This window comes from Ornithinibacillus halophilus (genome assembly GCF_900129485.1).
Lineage (GTDB): Bacteria > Bacillota > Bacilli > Bacillales > Amphibacillaceae > Ornithinibacillus > Ornithinibacillus halophilus.
This window is the reverse complement of record NZ_FQVW01000026.1, coordinates 1-15,140: the sequence shown is the minus strand read 5'-3', so window position 1 is coordinate 15,140 and position 15,140 is coordinate 1. Positions and strand designations below refer to the sequence as shown.

Here is a 15,140-nt window from a genome sequence, read left to right as displayed (position 1 = left end):
AGATACGGTTCTAAAACGTCATGGTGATTAGTAGTTCCCTTTCTGAATAAAACTTAACCTAAATTTTGTTAGGTTTGTAAATGAACCAAAGACAAGGGAGATATGTCCATGTTTAAAAAAGTTGGTATACGGATGATAATTGTCTTCGGCTTAGTACTTTTACTTTCTGCTTGTGGAGAAAAGTCTCAAGAGGATGTATTAGAAGAGCTGCAGGAGAACATTCAAGAAATTAGTGGCTATAAAGCGAATGCGGAAATGAAAATGAATACTGGTCAAGAAGAACAAGCATTTAGTATTGAAGTATGGCATAAAAAAGAAGATTTCTACCGTGTTGCATTGTCAAATGAATCAGCAGAAAAAGAAAGTCAAATTATTTTAAAAAATGAAGACGGTGTGTTTGTTTTAACTCCTGAATTAAACAAGAGTTTCAAGTTTCAATCAGAATGGCCTGAAAACAGTAGTCAGCCATATTTATATGAATCACTTGTAGGTGACATTGTAGAGGATAGTGAAGCAACTTTTACTTCTGACGATAATAATTATATCTTCAAAACGAAAACAAATTATCAAAGTAATAGTAACCTTCCATATCAAGAAATTTATATAGATAAACAATCTCTTGCACCTGTGTTAATAAATGTACTTGATAAAGATGATAATACACGAGTAACGGTAAGCTTCACAAAATTTGAGATGAATCCTAGCTTTGGTGAGAAAGATTTTGATATGGAAGAAAATATGGCAAACGCAAGACCAGATGATGTGCCTGCATCAGGTGATGTAACCGAAACAGCAGTGCCAGTATTAAGTCCAGTGAACACTGTTGGAGCTCAATTAAATGAGAGAATTGAGCAAGAGTTAGAAAATGGGAAAAGAATTATTTCTACTTATACTGGTGAAAAGAATTTCACTTTGGTTCAGGAGAAGTTAGATGTTGTACCAACCCTATCTTCGCCAAAAGTAGTAGAAGGTGACATTGTTAATTTAGGTCATACTCACGGGGTATTATCGGAAGGATCTCTTGAATGGGATTATGAAGGGATGAGTTTTCTCCTAGCAAGTGATGAATTAACTAGGGCAGAATTAATCGAAGTTGCACAATCTATTGAAGTAGCAGTTGAAGGGAAATAAGTTGAAATATATGCAGGCAGACTCAAAACTTAAGGGTCTGCTTTTATTTTTGAACTCATACTTGTATCTGGTTGAATTAAATATACCATTATTGACAGCAGTTTATAGAAAGTTAATAATATGTAATATGAATTGTTCGGATTGTTAGTGATTGAAGAAAGGGAATGGTGACATGCTAGTGGACTTTTATCGGCCAACATGGGTAGAGGTTAATTTAGATGCAGTAGAATATAATATTACCCAGATACAGAAAATACTCCCATCTACTAGTAATATTATGGCAGTAGTTAAAGCGAATGGCTACGGACATGGCAGTATTCGGATTGCTAAGAAAGCACTGCAGGCTGGTGCAAAAGCACTTGCAGTTGCCTTGTTGGAAGAAGCGATTGAATTAAGGGATGCTGGAATAGATGTGCCTATACTTGTTTTAGGATGGGTCGATTCAACATTTGCACATCTAGCGGCACAACATCATGTTACTTTAACTGTTTTTCAACAATCGTGGTTAAAAAAAATAGATGATAGTGCGTTGAAATCAAAATTAAATATTCATTTGAAACTAGATACTGGAATGGGAAGAATTGGGGTTCGTTCCGAAGAAGAGCTAAAGAGCATTTTACAGGAATTAAACAGAAAAAAGAACATATATTTAACTGGAGCATATACCCACTTCGCTACAGCTGATGCTGATACTATGGATTATTATGATTATCAGAATTCAAGGTTTAATGAGTACTTAGGGATAATAAACGATCAACTGGAAGAGCCAATCATGATTCATGCTGGTAATAGTGCTGCTTCCATACGTTTTCCTAAGAAAATGCATAATTATATTCGATTCGGCATATCCATGTATGGGTTGTATCCCTCGCTAACTGTTAAAGAAGAAAACCATTTGTCACTGAAGTCGTCGTTTTCCTTGCATAGTCGGTTAATTCATGTGAAAAAGGTAGAACCAAATGCCTCGATTAGTTATGGGAACACGTATTTTACTAGTGATACAGAATGGATAGGAACAGTACCTATTGGCTATGGAGATGGATGGAGTCGTAAACTACAAGGAGCTAGTGTTCTTGTAGATGGAAAAAGAATGCCAATTATAGGTCGAATTTGTATGGACCAACTTATGATTCGTTTGGACAAAGAATACGATATAGGAACAAAGGTTACGTTAATAGGTGAACAAAATGGTGAAATCATCGAAGTGGATGAGATTGCTGATTATCTAGAAACAATCAATTATGAGATTCCATGCATGATTAATGAGCGTGTACCTCGAGTGTATTATGAGAATAACCGGGTAGTAGAATTGGACGAATCATGAAAAATTAGGATAATAATGGAATAGTTGGTGAATATAGATAAATATAATACAAAATGACGATATATTTACGAAAAAGTTACGAGAAACCTTTGCATTATAGTCTTTTCAATGATATTATTAGAATGAATTTTAATATGGTCGTTCAACAGTTGGCGGAGGTGCATGGTTTTGTCAGAGAGTTTACAAGAGATTATGGTGCGACTACCAAAAAACCTGTTAAATGAGGTGGATGGAATAATGCAATATGAAAATAAAGATCTAAGTGATTTTATTTGTCAAGCTACTAGAACCTATTTGGAAACGAAGAAAGAAGAACACATTCAGAAGTTCTATGAATCCATGCAAAAAGGCTATCAAGAAATGGCAAGAATCAACTTATCGATTGCTTCTGAAGCTTTTCAAGCTGAGGAGGAGGCTGAAATCACTCTAGAGCGCACTGTGATCGGGGTGTAGCGATTTGATCGTACAAAGAGGCGAAGTATATTTCGCTGACTTATCCCCTGTTGTTGGATCAGAACAGGGAGGTATACGTCCAGTATTGATCCTTCAAAATGATATAGGCAATCGATTTAGTCCGACAGTTATTGTTGCTGCGATAACGGCACAAATTCAAAAGGCAAAACTACCAACTCACGTTGAGATTGATGCAAAACAATATGGTTTTGACCGAGACTCTGTTATCTTATTAGAGCAAATAAGAACATTAGATAAGCAGCGTTTAACGGACAAAATCACAAAACTAGATAATGAAATGATGAAAAAGATAAACCATGCACTTGAAATAAGTTTAGGACTTAAAGAAATGTATGGTCAATGAAAAACCCCTGGGACACCGTGAAATCAGAGGGTTTTTTATTTTGCCTATTAATCTTTACGAAACAGTTAAAATAATGCTTATTATTATTTTATAGTTATTATACGGATTATTTGCGCAATATTAGCATTCATGTGAAAATGGACATAAGTGAATTAAAATTTGGGGGGTACTATAAATTGGATAATAACCTTAAGAGAATCGTTATTGATAATAGCGAATCGATCGTTAGTATGTGGTTGAAGGAAATTAGCCTATTAAAAGAATACAATCACACAGCAGGTATTTCTAAAGAGTCCTTTGAAGTTACCAATAGAGAATTTGTAGAAGTGATTTTTATTAGTTTAAAAAATCAGGGATCTATGGAAACGGTTCAAAAATTCTCAGAGAAGATTATTAAATTGGGATGGCCATTAAGTTATATCACGGATGGCCTGCAAGTGTTTAGGCGAGTTACAATAGATTTTATTCTTAAAAATACAGAGCAGGTAGATACGGATCAATTTTCAACAATACTAGAGAGTGTAGACTTATGGATAGAACCAATTATTCGTGAGTTAGTAAATGAATATTCCGGGAGTTGGGAACATATTGTTTCCTTACAACGTGTAGCTTTACAAGAACTATCGGCTCCTCTAATTCCAGTAATGGAAGGAATAACTGTCATGCCTTTAATCGGTACAATAGATACTGAACGTGCCAAGTTAATTATGGAAAACCTATTAGATGGAGTTATGCAGCATAATTCGGAGGTAGTGCTAATAGATATAACTGGAGTTCCAGTGGTAGATACAATGGTAGCACATCATATCATTCAAGCTGCAGAAGCTGTGCGGTTAATTGGGGCAAAATGTATTGTTGTGGGAATTCGTCCTGAGATTGCCCAAACCATCGTTAACCTAGGAATTGATTTAGGAGACTTTCCAACAAAAAGCTCGTTAAAGAAAGGCTTCATGACAGCGCTTGAAATTACAAATCGAAAAATAATTGACCTAGATTCCAAAGTAGAACACACAAAAAATATCATTGAGTCTTTAAAAGGAGAGTGAAGATATGCGAATTCCTATTCTTAAACTATATAATTATCTTTTAATCTCTGTTCAAACTGAATTGGACGATCAAACGGCTATTCAATTTCAAGAAGATTTATTAAATGAAATTCATAAAACAGGTTCCTCTGGTGTAGTAATTGACTTAACATCAGTTGAAATCATAGATTCTTTTATTGCCAAGGTGCTAGGTGATGTAGTTACGATGTCAGATTTAATGGGGGCGAAAGTTGTACTTACGGGAATACAGCCTGCTGTTGCTATGACATTGATAGAGTTGGGAATTCACTTAAAAAATGTACCAACTGCTTTAGATCTTGAGCAAGGCTTAGTAAAACTCCGCCAGGAATTGGGGGAATAATCGATGAATTCATCCCCATCTTATATAAATATAAATAAAGAATGGGACATTGTTGCTGCTCGACAACTAGCAAGGGATATGTCAAAAAAGCTAGGTGCAGGGACGGTTGACCAGGCAAGAATAGCTACAGCAGTATCTGAATTAGCGCGTAATATTTATCTTTACGCAATTGACGGGAAGATTTATATAGAGGCAATCGAAAAGATGGAACGTAGAGGAATAAGGATTGTGGCAGAAGACAATGGCCCAGGAATACCTGATATTAGTCTTGTGATGGAAGACGGATATTCAACGTCGGGAGGATTAGGAGCAGGCTTGCCAGGTGTCAAACGACTTATGGATGAGTTTAATATTACTTCTGAGGAAGGTAAAGGTACAATAATAAATACAATCAAATGGGTGAGGTAAAGAAAAAAAGAAAAATACTAACTCTGAAAGATTGGAGAGAAACCCATGGATACAACTAAAATAGACGCTTCGAAATATAAAATGTTATTAAAAAGTTATATTGAATCCCAAAATGAACAATCATTATATGGCGCGGAACAGATTACTAAAACTTTTATAAAGAATAATATTCTACCTGAAGAAATTGTAAATTTACATATCCAGGCGTTAACAGAACTATATCCAGATTTACTTATAGAATTTAAGCATTCTATGAACTTTTTATTAGAGACGATGATTTCCTATGGATTAGCACATCAAGAATATCAGTACTTGCGTGAAAAACAAAGTCAAATTAAATCTGAAATATCTGTTGCTGCAAATGTTCAAGATACTCTATTAAAAACAACAGTACCGCAAATAGATGAACTCGATATCGGAGTAATCAGCGTTCCGGCGCATCAAATGAATGGAGATTATCATCACTTCATTCAAGGGAAAGATGGAAGTATTGGAATTGCGATTGCAGATGTAATTGGGAAAGGAATTCCTGCAGCTCTTTGTATGTCCATGATTAAATATGCGATGGACAGTTTTCCAGAGCAGCTTATGCGACCGAATTCTATTTTAGAAAACTTGAATCGAGTGGTAGAAAGAAACGTAGACCCGAGTATGTTTATAACGATGTTTTATGCTCAATTCGATCCAGACAGTGGAAAATTGTTTTATTCTTCTGCTGGGCATGAGCCTGGTTTTCTATACAATGCAGTAACAAAGGAGTTTCAGGATATTGAGGCTAGAGGGCTTGTTCTTGGAATAAATTCAGACTCTACATATAAACAATATGAACTTCAATTGAATAAAGGTGACATAGTGATTATGTTAACGGATGGAGTTACGGAGTGCCGAGGTGGAAAGAAATTTATAGAGAGAGAGGAAGCACTAGACATCATCCGTCAGTACATACATTTACCTCCCCAAGAAGCAGCAGAGATGATATATAAACATTTTGAAAACCTTCAGGATTTTAACTTAAAGGACGATTTCACATTAATAATTTTAGAGAAAAAAGTTTAATCGTTCTATAAAAGGGGTATAGCAGAATAGAATCATTTTTGAAGCAGAGTAACATCTGTGCTTTTTTTTGACATTTAAATAGCCGTGGCTAGGAATATTTAACTAAATTACTTTCTAAAAGTGGTTATTTATTTCTCTCTTATGGAACAGTTACAATGCTGTGTCATAGTAACAAAACATAAGTATAAGTAGGGGGAAAGTTAAGATATGGAGATTAGTATTAATGTTAAGGAAGAAAATGAGAAAGTTGTTATAAATGTTTCTGGAGAAATTGATGTCTTTACAGCACCACAATTAAAAGAAAAGATAATTCCACTGGTGAGCGCGGAGAATGCAGAAGTAATTGTTGACTTTAAAGATGTCAATTATATGGATAGTACAGGATTAGGAGTTTTGATCAACGCTTATAAAGCGACAAAGGTAAATAATAGTCATATAAAGATTATCAACTTGCAGGATCGTGTGTATAGAATATTTACCATTACAGGCTTAGATGAAGTTATGGATATTAATCCTGTGATGAGAGGTGGAATAAAGTAATGGAAACATTTGATTTTATAGAGATGAAGGTTCCTGCAAAAGCAGAATATGTAGGGGTCGTTAGATTAAGTATATCTGGTATTGCGAACCGTATGGGATTTTCATATGAAGATATTGAGGATTTAAAAGTAGCTGTTTCAGAAGCAATTACTAATGCTGTGACACATGCATACCGTGAAAATGAAAATGGGGAAATCACATTAGGTTTTGGAGTGTATGAGGACCGATTAGAAGTAATGGTTGCAGATCACGGTGGGAGTTTTAATTTAAATGAGGTTAAAGCAGACATTGGACCTTATAAAGATGATAGTTCTATCGATAACTTACGTGCGGGTGGTTTTGGTTTACACTTGATCAATGCGTTAATGGATAAGGTAGAAATTAATAATAATTCAGGTGTAGTTGTACTAATGACAAAATATAGGGATGGAATTGAGGTGGCTTTTGATGAAGACCGCGTCTCAACCAAATAATAAAGGGAGAGACGAAATTTATCAATGGATAGAGCAACTACAAAAGAATCCTGAAGATGAAGTAGTACAACAACAAATCGTCATTGCGTACAAAGACATGGTAGAAACCATTGCTAGGAAGTATTCTAAGAACAGTGATATTCATGAAGACCTGGTTCAGGTTGGTATGATTGGTTTATTAGCTTCCGTTAATCGCTTCGATTCTTCATTTGGTAAAACATTTGAGTCCTTTGCCATACCGACAATTATAGGAGAAATTAAACGATTTATCAGAGATAAAACGTGGAGTGTACATGTCCCAAGACGCATTAAAGAATTAGGGCCAAAAATTAAAAAAGCAGTTGATGAACTAACTAGTAAAAATCAGAAAGCCCCTAATGTAAAGGAAATTGCCGATGAACTAAATGTTTCGGAAGAGGATGTATTAGAGGCCATGGAGATGGGACAAAGTTATAATGCTTTGTCGGTAGATAGAAAAGTAGATACAAACACAGATGGGAAATCAATCACTATATTAGATTTAATAGGGAACCAAGAGAATGGATATCAACAAACGGATCACAGAATATTACTTGAAAAAATATTACCTATTTTAACAAAACGGGAACAACAAATACTCCGTTACACGTACTTTGAGAATTTAAGCCAAAAAGAAATAGGGGAACGTTTAGATATTTCACAAATGCATGTGTCTAGACTGTTGCGTAGGGCACTAAGGAAACTCCGTGAAGCAATCCAATCTGATAGTACGGAGGTTTTAGATTGAGTGTAATGAATCGAGTAGAAGTAGCTGTATACCAAAAAGCTAAAGATGGGAATAAATTATGCGGGGATAGTTATTACTACATTGAAACCGACGATAAGTTTATTTGTGTGATTGCAGATGGACTTGGCAGTGGTACGTTTGCAAGAGAGTCTTCTGATGCTGTAATAGAAAGTATTAAACGCAATTATAATAAACCAATGAAAGAGATGGTCAAAGTATGCAATCAACAGCTTCAAGGAAAGCGTGGAGTCGTATTAGGAATTATTAAAATTGATTATCATACTAAGAAATACTCTTTTGTATCAGTAGGCAATATTGGCATGATTGCCATTTCAAAAGATTTAAGTAAAAAAAGAACAATTCCAAATTCAGGGTACTTGTCTGGTGGAAAGAAAGACATTAAAGTAGTTGAAGAGGTACTAGAAAAAGAAATGAACTTTATCATGTTCTCCGATGGTGTAACAAGTACTGATTTATCCAACAAATTTTATCAACATCAAGATGTAAATGATGTCATTCAATCATTTATCCTTCAGAATAAAACTCCTAGAAAAGATGATACAACCCTTATTGCATTTCGATATAAAGAAAAACCTAAAGGTCTTTCATATAAAAAAAATAATATAATTTAATCCCGTTACACGGGTATGGTGTACGGGGTTTTTTTATGTTCAAATTAAGAGATGTACTCATAAGTTTTGGTTTGGTGTCTGCATTTTTCTATTATAGGAAATGATATTTGATTTTTGGTAGAATAGAGGAGTATAGAAGGAGGAAGTATTGTGGCAAATGAATTAGAACAAGATTTAGTGACATGGGTTTCTAAAGAAGCAAAAGTAAAACCGTCTATCGTAACAAAGGTGATTACGTTATTGAATGAAGGGAATACCGTGCCTTTTATAGCACGTTATCGTAAAGAGATGACAGGTGGCCTTGATGAAGTACAAATTAAACTAATCCAAGATAAATGGGAATACGCAAAAAATCTTGCAGAAAGAAAAGAAGAAGTTCTTCGTCTTATAGATGAACAAGGGAAGTTAACTGAGGAATTAAGAAATGAGATTCAACAGGCAACACAACTTCAACGAGTAGAAGATCTGTATCGTCCTTATAAACAAAAACGAAGAACGAAGGCTACGATTGCAAAAGAAAAAGGCTTAGAGCCTTTAGCTGAATCGGTGTGGAAACAAGAGCCTGTGAATATAGAACAAGAGGCAACGAAATATTTATCGGAAGAACATGAGCTACATACAGTGGAAGAAGTACTGAGTGGTGTAAATGACATAATTGCAGAATGGGTATCAGACGATCCGACTTATCGTGAATTTATACGGGACGAGACGTATAAGCGTGGAACGGTTCATACGGAAGTAAAAGATTCCGATAAAGACGAGAAAAGTGTTTATGAAATGTACTATGATTACAATGAATCCGTACGTTCGATGGTATCTCATCGTATCTTGGCTGTTAATCGTGGCGAAAAAGAAGGGATTCTAAAAGTTTCAATTGAATCCCCTTACGAACGAATTGTGGACTACCTTACAAAGAAAATAATAAGGAATGCAAATCATCAAGATGTTTTATTAGCTGCTATAGAGGATAGTTATAAACGCTTGATTCAACCGTCCATTGAACGTGAATTAAGAAATTCTCTTACTGAAAAGGCTGAACAACAAGCAATAGAGGTTTTCTCTACAAATCTGAAAAATCTATTACTACAACCACCATTAAAAGGGAAGACTGTACTTGGAGTAGATCCAGCATATCGTACGGGATGTAAGTTAGCGTTGGTTGATGAAACAGGAAAAGTGCACCAAGTTGGTGTCATTTATCCTACTGCTCCGAAAAATGATGTAGTTGGAGCAGAGAAATCGGTAATGGAATTTATCCGTAAATATGATGTAGAGTTAATTGCCATTGGAAATGGAACTGCTTCTCGTGAAACGGAACAATTTATCTCCGATGTAATTGCCAAACATGAACTTGATATTCCGTATATCATCGTAAATGAAGCGGGTGCAAGTGTCTATTCTGCTTCAAAATTGGCAAGAGAGGAATTTCCAGACCTGCAAGTTGAGGAGCGTAGCGCAGCATCCATTGCAAGGCGTGTACAGGATCCTTTAGCAGAATTAGTAAAGATTGACCCAAAATCTATCGGAGTAGGTCAATACCAACACGATGTTAGTCAGAAAGCTCTAAATGAATCACTAACATTTGTGGTTGAAACTGCTGTAAACCAGGTTGGTGTTAATGTAAATACTGCTTCAAGTTCTCTTTTACAATATGTATCTGGTTTAAGTAAAACAGTAGCAAATAATATTGTTAAAGAAAGAGACGAGAATGGAAAGTTTGTTAATAGAAAACAATTAAAGAAAATTCCAAGATTGGGTGCAAAGACATATGAACAGTCTATAGGATTTTTGCGTATTATTGATGGGGAACATCCATTAGATCGCACACCAATCCACCCAGAAAGTTATGGCCATACAGAGAAATTGCTAAAGATGATTAATTGCAAATTAGGAGACATTGGAACGGACAAGCTCAATGAATCATTAAGTAAGTTAAGTAAACCAGAAACGGCAAGTGAGTTGGAAATTGGGTTACCGACATTAGAGGATATTATGTCTGCTCTTAGTCGACCGGAAAGAGATCCACGTGATGATTTTCCTCAACCGTTGTTGAAAAAGAATGTTCTTTCATTAGAGGATTTAACACCTGGTATGGAATTGCAAGGTACCGTTAGAAATGTTGTTGATTTTGGTGTCTTTGTAGATATTGGAGTAAAACAAGATGGTTTAGTGCATATATCTAAAATGTCTAACAAGTTTGTGAAGCATCCGATGGATATTGCTTCTGTTGGAGATGTAGTTACAGTTTGGGTGGAACAGGTAGATGTGAATAAAGGAAGAATTGCACTATCAATGGTTAATGATAATAAATAATCATTGTCTTATATAACTTTAAAGGGGCTATCATCTGTAATTAAGGTGATAGTCCTTTTCGTTGTTTAGTATCCAGTATAACAATTATTACAAAAGCATGAATATTTTCAACAATTATATAGATTGAATGATAGATAGCGTATAATTAAGTTTGAATTGAGTCTAGGAGGGATGGTGATGGAAAAGAAAATTGCTATTGTAACTGGTGGAGCATCAGGTATTGGAAAGGCGATATGTTGTGAATTGATTAGGAGTGATGTGTTTGTAATAATTGCTGACATTAACGAAGCAGATGGAGTAGGTTTAGCTAATGAATTAAATCAAGATAATGTAACTGCAAGATTCGTTTATACGGATGTAACAGAATTCGAGAGAGTAGAAACGTTAATAACTGATGTTCATAAAGAATTTGGTAGAATTGATTATCTGTTTAATAATGCAGGAATTGCGATGTATGGAGAGTTATTTGATATGTCGATAGATGACTGGGAGGAAATAGTTAATATTAACATATGGAGTGTAATATATGGTACGAATGTTGGGTATAAGATAATGAAAGAACAAGGTTTCGGACATATTATAAATACGGCATCAGCAGCAGGATTAGGACCAACGCCTGTTTCTTCAGCATATTCATCTACTAAGCATGCAATCGTTGGCTTAACAACATCTCTCCATTACGAAGCTGAACAATTCGGAGTAAAAGTTTCTACTCTTTGTCCGACCTTTGTCGATACCCCTATTTTTGACAGGGCAAAAGCCATCAACATTGATAAGAAGGTTATTTCAAAACAAGTAAGCAAACAGAAAATGATGACACCTCAACATTTGGCAAAACTTACTCTAAAAGGAGTTCATAAAAATAAACCAATTATTTGCCCAATACCGTTGCGTAATACTATGGACCTTATTTTTATAATCATCCCCCCATTGCACCGGTCTTTGATGAGAGTGGTTTGTAAAGTTAGTAGAAAAGCGCGAATTAATACAGACACGACCTCTTTATAATAATTCGTATATAGAAAAAGAGCCATGTTCCAAATTGTGAACATGGCTCTGAATTTATGATATAGCAAACTAATTATTCGCTATCACTTGCTGCTTCAACTTCACTCAATGCAATACCTAGAGCTTTTGCTACACCTTCACCATAAGCTGGATCCGCTTTATAGCAGTTGTTAATATGTCTTAGTTGTACTTCTTTAGTAGTACCTTGCATATTAGCTGCAGTATTTTCAAAAAGGCGTTGTTGTTCTTCAGCAGTCATTAAGTTAAATAACTTACCTGGTTGTTCATAGTAATAGTCATCATCAGCATCGAAGTCAAAGTAGTCTACATCAGCACCAAGTTGTAATGCAGGCTCTTGGTGTTCTTTGCTATCTTCCCATTCACCATAACTGTTAGGAGAATAAGATACTTGACTACCATGTGGGATTACTCTCATACCACCATCTCTGTGATAAGGGTTAAAGTTTTTAGCGTTTTTAGGGTAGTTAACTGGGATTTGCCAGTGGTTAACACCTAAACGGTAACGCTGTGTATCACCATAAGAGAATAGACGTCCTTGTAACATTTTATCTGGTGAGAAACCAATACCAGGAACAATGTTAGTAGGAGCGAATGCTGATTGTTCTACTTCTTCAAAGTAGTTTTCAGGGTTTCTATTTAATTCAACTTCTCCAACTTCGATAAGTGGATAGTCTTCTTTATACCAAACTTTTGTTAAATCAAATGGGTTGTGTTTAGAATTTCTTGCTTGTTCTTCAGTCATCACCTGAATGTACATTTTCCATTTAGGATTATCTCCACGCTCAATTGCTTCATAAAGATCCTTTTGATGACTTTCACGATCTGAACCGATAACTTGTTCTGCTTCTTGCTCTGTTAGGTTTTTAATACCTTGTTGAGTTCTGAAGTGGAATTTAACCCAAACGCGTTCATTGTCAGCGTTAAACATGCTATAAGTATGGCTTCCGAACATATGCATGTGACGATAGCTAGCTGGAATACCACGATCACTCATAACGATTGTTACTTGATGAAGTGCTTCAGGAATTGAAGACCAGAAATCCCAGTTAGCTTGGGCACTATGCATGTTTGTTTTAGGATCACGTTTAACAACGTGGTTTAAATCTGGGAATCTCTTAGGATCTCTAAAGAAGAATACAGGAGTGTTGTTACCAACAAGATCCCAGTTACCTTCTTCAGTATAGAACTTCATTGCAGTACCACGAATATCGCGTTCTGCATCAGCAGCACCACGTTCACCAGCAACAGTAGAGAAACGGATAAACATATCAGTTTTCTTACCAACTTCTGAGAATAGGCTTGCTTTTGTATATTTAGTAATATCGTTTGTTACAGTAAATGTTCCATAAGCACCAGAGCCTTTCGCGTGCATACGACGCTCAGGGATTACTTCTCTATCGAAGTGTGCAAGTTTTTCTAGGAACCAGAAATCTTCCATTAATAATGGACCTCTTGGGCCAGCAGTTTTTGAATCATCATCATTAGGTACTGGAGCACCAAAGGCAGTAGTCATTTTCTTTTTGTTTTCTTCACTCATAAAAATAACCCTCCTAATTTTTGTATAACAATAGTAATTGTGAGATTACTATAGTATTAGACTTTCGAACGTAGCTAAGGCTAATATGAATAACTTATACACAACAAATTATGCTAAGGTAATAGATTATCTTCTCATTTAACCTCTAGCATTGATAACAAGTATAACTATAAGTTAATGCCATTAAGCACGGAAAGAATGTCATTAAATGACCTAAATATATTATATAACATCATAGATAAAAATCAATGTTTAATTATAATTATTTTAATTTCGGTAATAAATAAGCCTATATTTCTAATGAATTAAATTGCTATGATATAATAATGAATTAATAAAGATTAGGAGTTTTTGAGAATGGATCCTATAAATGAAAAAGAATTATTTCAATTAGTGAATCAGCTATCTATTGAATTCTTCCATAAACCATTTAAACATTATGTTAAATTTAATCATAGATTGAGAACGACTGGAGGGCGCTATCTCCCGCAAACAAATGTGATAGAACTAAATCCAAAATATGTTACCGAAATGGACATAGAAGAATTTAAAGGAATTATAAAACATGAATTATGCCACTATCATCTTCATATAGAAGGAAAAGGTTATAAACATGGAGATTTGGAATTTAAACAGCTATTAGTAGAAACGGGTTCTCCAAGGCATTGTAAACCACTTCCTTCTATTAATAGAACCAAACATATATACAGGTGTGAAAAGTGTAACTATATATATGAAAGAATAAAAAGGGTTAACATTAATCGATACCGATGTGGTAAATGTAAAGGGAAGTTAGTTCATATTAGATAGTTTAATTCCAGAGTCCTTTACCTAAACTGTACGTATTTAAGTGAAGTGACAAAAATACCTTGAGAATTTAAAAAAGTTTCTTGTCTTGTTTCTGCAAAAGTACGCTTTCTTTTATTTTGATAATGAAATAAGAGACATTGAAAATGAATTGACGAATTAATTGTTTCGTGGTAAATTATAAAAAGTCATATGAAGTAAGTCATAAAGAGATTTAAAAGATAAATTAAAAATGCTGTTGACAGTGTCTTTAATTTATTGTATGATATTTCTTGTCGCTAAGAAAGACAAGTTATTATTCCACAGTAGCTCAGTGGTAGAGCAACGAGCACTACTCCCACCGAATATGCTACGAGTAACCCCGAGGAATGGACATCCTCGAATAAGCTAGAAGACGCAGGGGTAACTATCGTCGGATAAGTTTTATAAATGGTAAGTAATTTATCATAAAATATTCCACAGTAGCTCAGTGGTAGAGCAATCGGCTGTTAACCGATCGGTCGTAGGTTCGAATCCTACCTGTGGAGCCATTCGGAGAAGTACTCAAGTGGCTGAAGAGGCGCCCCTGCTAAGGGTGTAGGTCGCGTAAGCGGCGCGAGGGTTCAAATCCCTCCTTCTCCGCCATTCACATGGCCCGTTGGTCAAGCGGTTAAGACACCGCCCTTTCACGGCGGTAACACGGGTTCGAATCCCGTACGGGTCATATACTTACAAAATGAATAGTTAGGTCCGGTAGTTCAGTTGGTTAGAATGCCTGCCTGTCACGCAGGAGGTCGCGGGTTCGAGTCCCGTCCGGACCGCCATTAAGTTGGGCTATAGCCAAGCGGTAAGGCAACGGGTTTTGGTCCCGTGATTCCCAGGTTCGAATCCTGGTAGCCCAGCCACTTTTCTGTTTGTGAG

16 protein-coding genes and 5 tRNA genes are annotated in these 15,140 nt (G+C 35.5%); 20 read left to right on the top strand and 1 reads right to left on the bottom strand.

Translation table 11 applies throughout. The annotated features are described in order from the left end of the window. Positions 1-108 precede the first annotated feature (108 nt). The 14 genes from BUB12_RS10995 (at position 109) to BUB12_RS10930 (ending at position 11,875) form a co-directional block, all read left to right on the top strand. Complete coding sequence (locus tag BUB12_RS10995) at positions 109-1,131, top strand: LolA family protein (protein ID WP_072890871.1); 1,023 nt, start codon at positions 109-111, stop codon at positions 1,129-1,131. Between the two features lie 151 nt (positions 1,132-1,282). Further along, positions 1,283-2,455, top strand: coding sequence for an alanine racemase (alr, locus tag BUB12_RS10990; RefSeq protein WP_327196144.1), 1,173 nt, complete (start codon positions 1,283-1,285; stop codon positions 2,453-2,455). A 168-nt stretch (positions 2,456-2,623) separates the two neighbouring features. Continuing rightward, positions 2,624-2,908 (top strand): CopG family ribbon-helix-helix protein, encoded by a 285-nt coding sequence (locus BUB12_RS10985; protein ID WP_200801058.1) that lies wholly within the window; start codon positions 2,624-2,626, stop codon positions 2,906-2,908. 4 nt (positions 2,909-2,912) lie between these two features. Continuing rightward, positions 2,913-3,272: a type II toxin-antitoxin system PemK/MazF family toxin gene (locus BUB12_RS10980; RefSeq protein WP_072890867.1), complete on the top strand. Its 360-nt coding sequence runs from the start codon at positions 2,913-2,915 to the stop codon at positions 3,270-3,272. 176 nt (positions 3,273-3,448) lie between these two features. Then, positions 3,449-4,318 carry an RsbT co-antagonist protein RsbRA gene (locus BUB12_RS10975; RefSeq protein WP_200801057.1) on the top strand — a complete coding sequence of 290 codons (870 nt, stop codon included), beginning with the start codon at positions 3,449-3,451 and terminating at the stop codon, positions 4,316-4,318. A 4-nt stretch (positions 4,319-4,322) separates the two neighbouring features. Next, a complete protein-coding gene (locus BUB12_RS10970; RefSeq protein WP_072890864.1) occupies positions 4,323-4,679 on the top strand; it encodes an STAS domain-containing protein in 357 nt (118 codons plus the stop codon). Positions 4,680-4,682: 3 nt separating this feature from the next. After that, positions 4,683-5,087: an anti-sigma regulatory factor gene (locus BUB12_RS10965; protein WP_072890862.1), complete on the top strand. Its 405-nt coding sequence runs from the start codon at positions 4,683-4,685 to the stop codon at positions 5,085-5,087. Between the two features lie 45 nt (positions 5,088-5,132). Then, positions 5,133-6,143, top strand: a complete 1,011-nt coding sequence (locus BUB12_RS10960; protein WP_072890861.1) for a PP2C family protein-serine/threonine phosphatase — start codon at positions 5,133-5,135, stop codon at positions 6,141-6,143. Positions 6,144-6,350: 207 nt separating this feature from the next. Then, entirely contained in the window at positions 6,351-6,683 is a 333-nt protein-coding gene (locus BUB12_RS10955; RefSeq protein ID WP_072890859.1) for an STAS domain-containing protein, read from the top strand. Continuing rightward, positions 6,683-7,156 carry an anti-sigma B factor RsbW gene (gene rsbW, locus BUB12_RS10950; protein WP_072890858.1) on the top strand — a complete coding sequence of 158 codons (474 nt, stop codon included), beginning with the start codon at positions 6,683-6,685 and terminating at the stop codon, positions 7,154-7,156. Before BUB12_RS10955 ends, rsbW begins: the two co-directional genes overlap by 1 nt. Then, positions 7,131-7,922, top strand: coding sequence for an RNA polymerase sigma factor SigB (gene sigB / locus BUB12_RS10945; RefSeq protein WP_072890856.1), 792 nt, complete (start codon positions 7,131-7,133; stop codon positions 7,920-7,922). Before rsbW ends, sigB begins: the two co-directional genes overlap by 26 nt. 5 nt (positions 7,923-7,927) lie before the next feature. Beyond that, positions 7,928-8,554, top strand: coding sequence for a SpoIIE family protein phosphatase (locus tag BUB12_RS10940; RefSeq protein ID WP_072890918.1), 627 nt, complete (start codon positions 7,928-7,930; stop codon positions 8,552-8,554). Between the two features lie 150 nt (positions 8,555-8,704). Further along, positions 8,705-10,867, top strand: coding sequence for a Tex family protein (locus tag BUB12_RS10935; protein ID WP_072890855.1), 2,163 nt, complete (start codon positions 8,705-8,707; stop codon positions 10,865-10,867). Between the two features lie 171 nt (positions 10,868-11,038). Beyond that, complete coding sequence (locus BUB12_RS10930; protein WP_407668446.1) at positions 11,039-11,875, top strand: SDR family NAD(P)-dependent oxidoreductase; 837 nt, start codon at positions 11,039-11,041, stop codon at positions 11,873-11,875. A 73-nt stretch (positions 11,876-11,948) separates the two neighbouring features. Here the strand turns inward: BUB12_RS10930 and BUB12_RS10925 are convergent, their stop codons facing one another. Continuing rightward, a complete protein-coding gene (locus tag BUB12_RS10925) occupies positions 11,949-13,433 on the bottom strand; it encodes a catalase (RefSeq protein WP_072890852.1) in 1,485 nt (494 codons plus the stop codon). Positions 13,434-13,790: 357 nt separating this feature from the next. Between BUB12_RS10925 and BUB12_RS10920 the strand changes: the two genes are divergently transcribed. From BUB12_RS10920 to BUB12_RS10895, 6 genes are all read left to right on the top strand, one after another. Continuing rightward, positions 13,791-14,243 (top strand): SprT family protein, encoded by a 453-nt coding sequence (locus BUB12_RS10920; protein ID WP_072890851.1) that lies wholly within the window; start codon positions 13,791-13,793, stop codon positions 14,241-14,243. 452 nt (positions 14,244-14,695) lie between these two features. After that, positions 14,696-14,770 (top strand) — tRNA-Asn (locus BUB12_RS10915). A gap of 3 nt (positions 14,771-14,773) precedes the next feature. After that, a tRNA-Ser gene (locus BUB12_RS10910) sits at positions 14,774-14,864 on the top strand. 7 nt (positions 14,865-14,871) lie between these two features. Beyond that, positions 14,872-14,943 (top strand) — tRNA-Glu (locus tag BUB12_RS10905). A gap of 23 nt (positions 14,944-14,966) precedes the next feature. After that, positions 14,967-15,043, top strand: a tRNA-Asp gene (locus BUB12_RS10900). Between the two features lie 6 nt (positions 15,044-15,049). After that, positions 15,050-15,124 (top strand) — tRNA-Gln (locus tag BUB12_RS10895). Positions 15,125-15,140 lie beyond the last annotated feature (16 nt).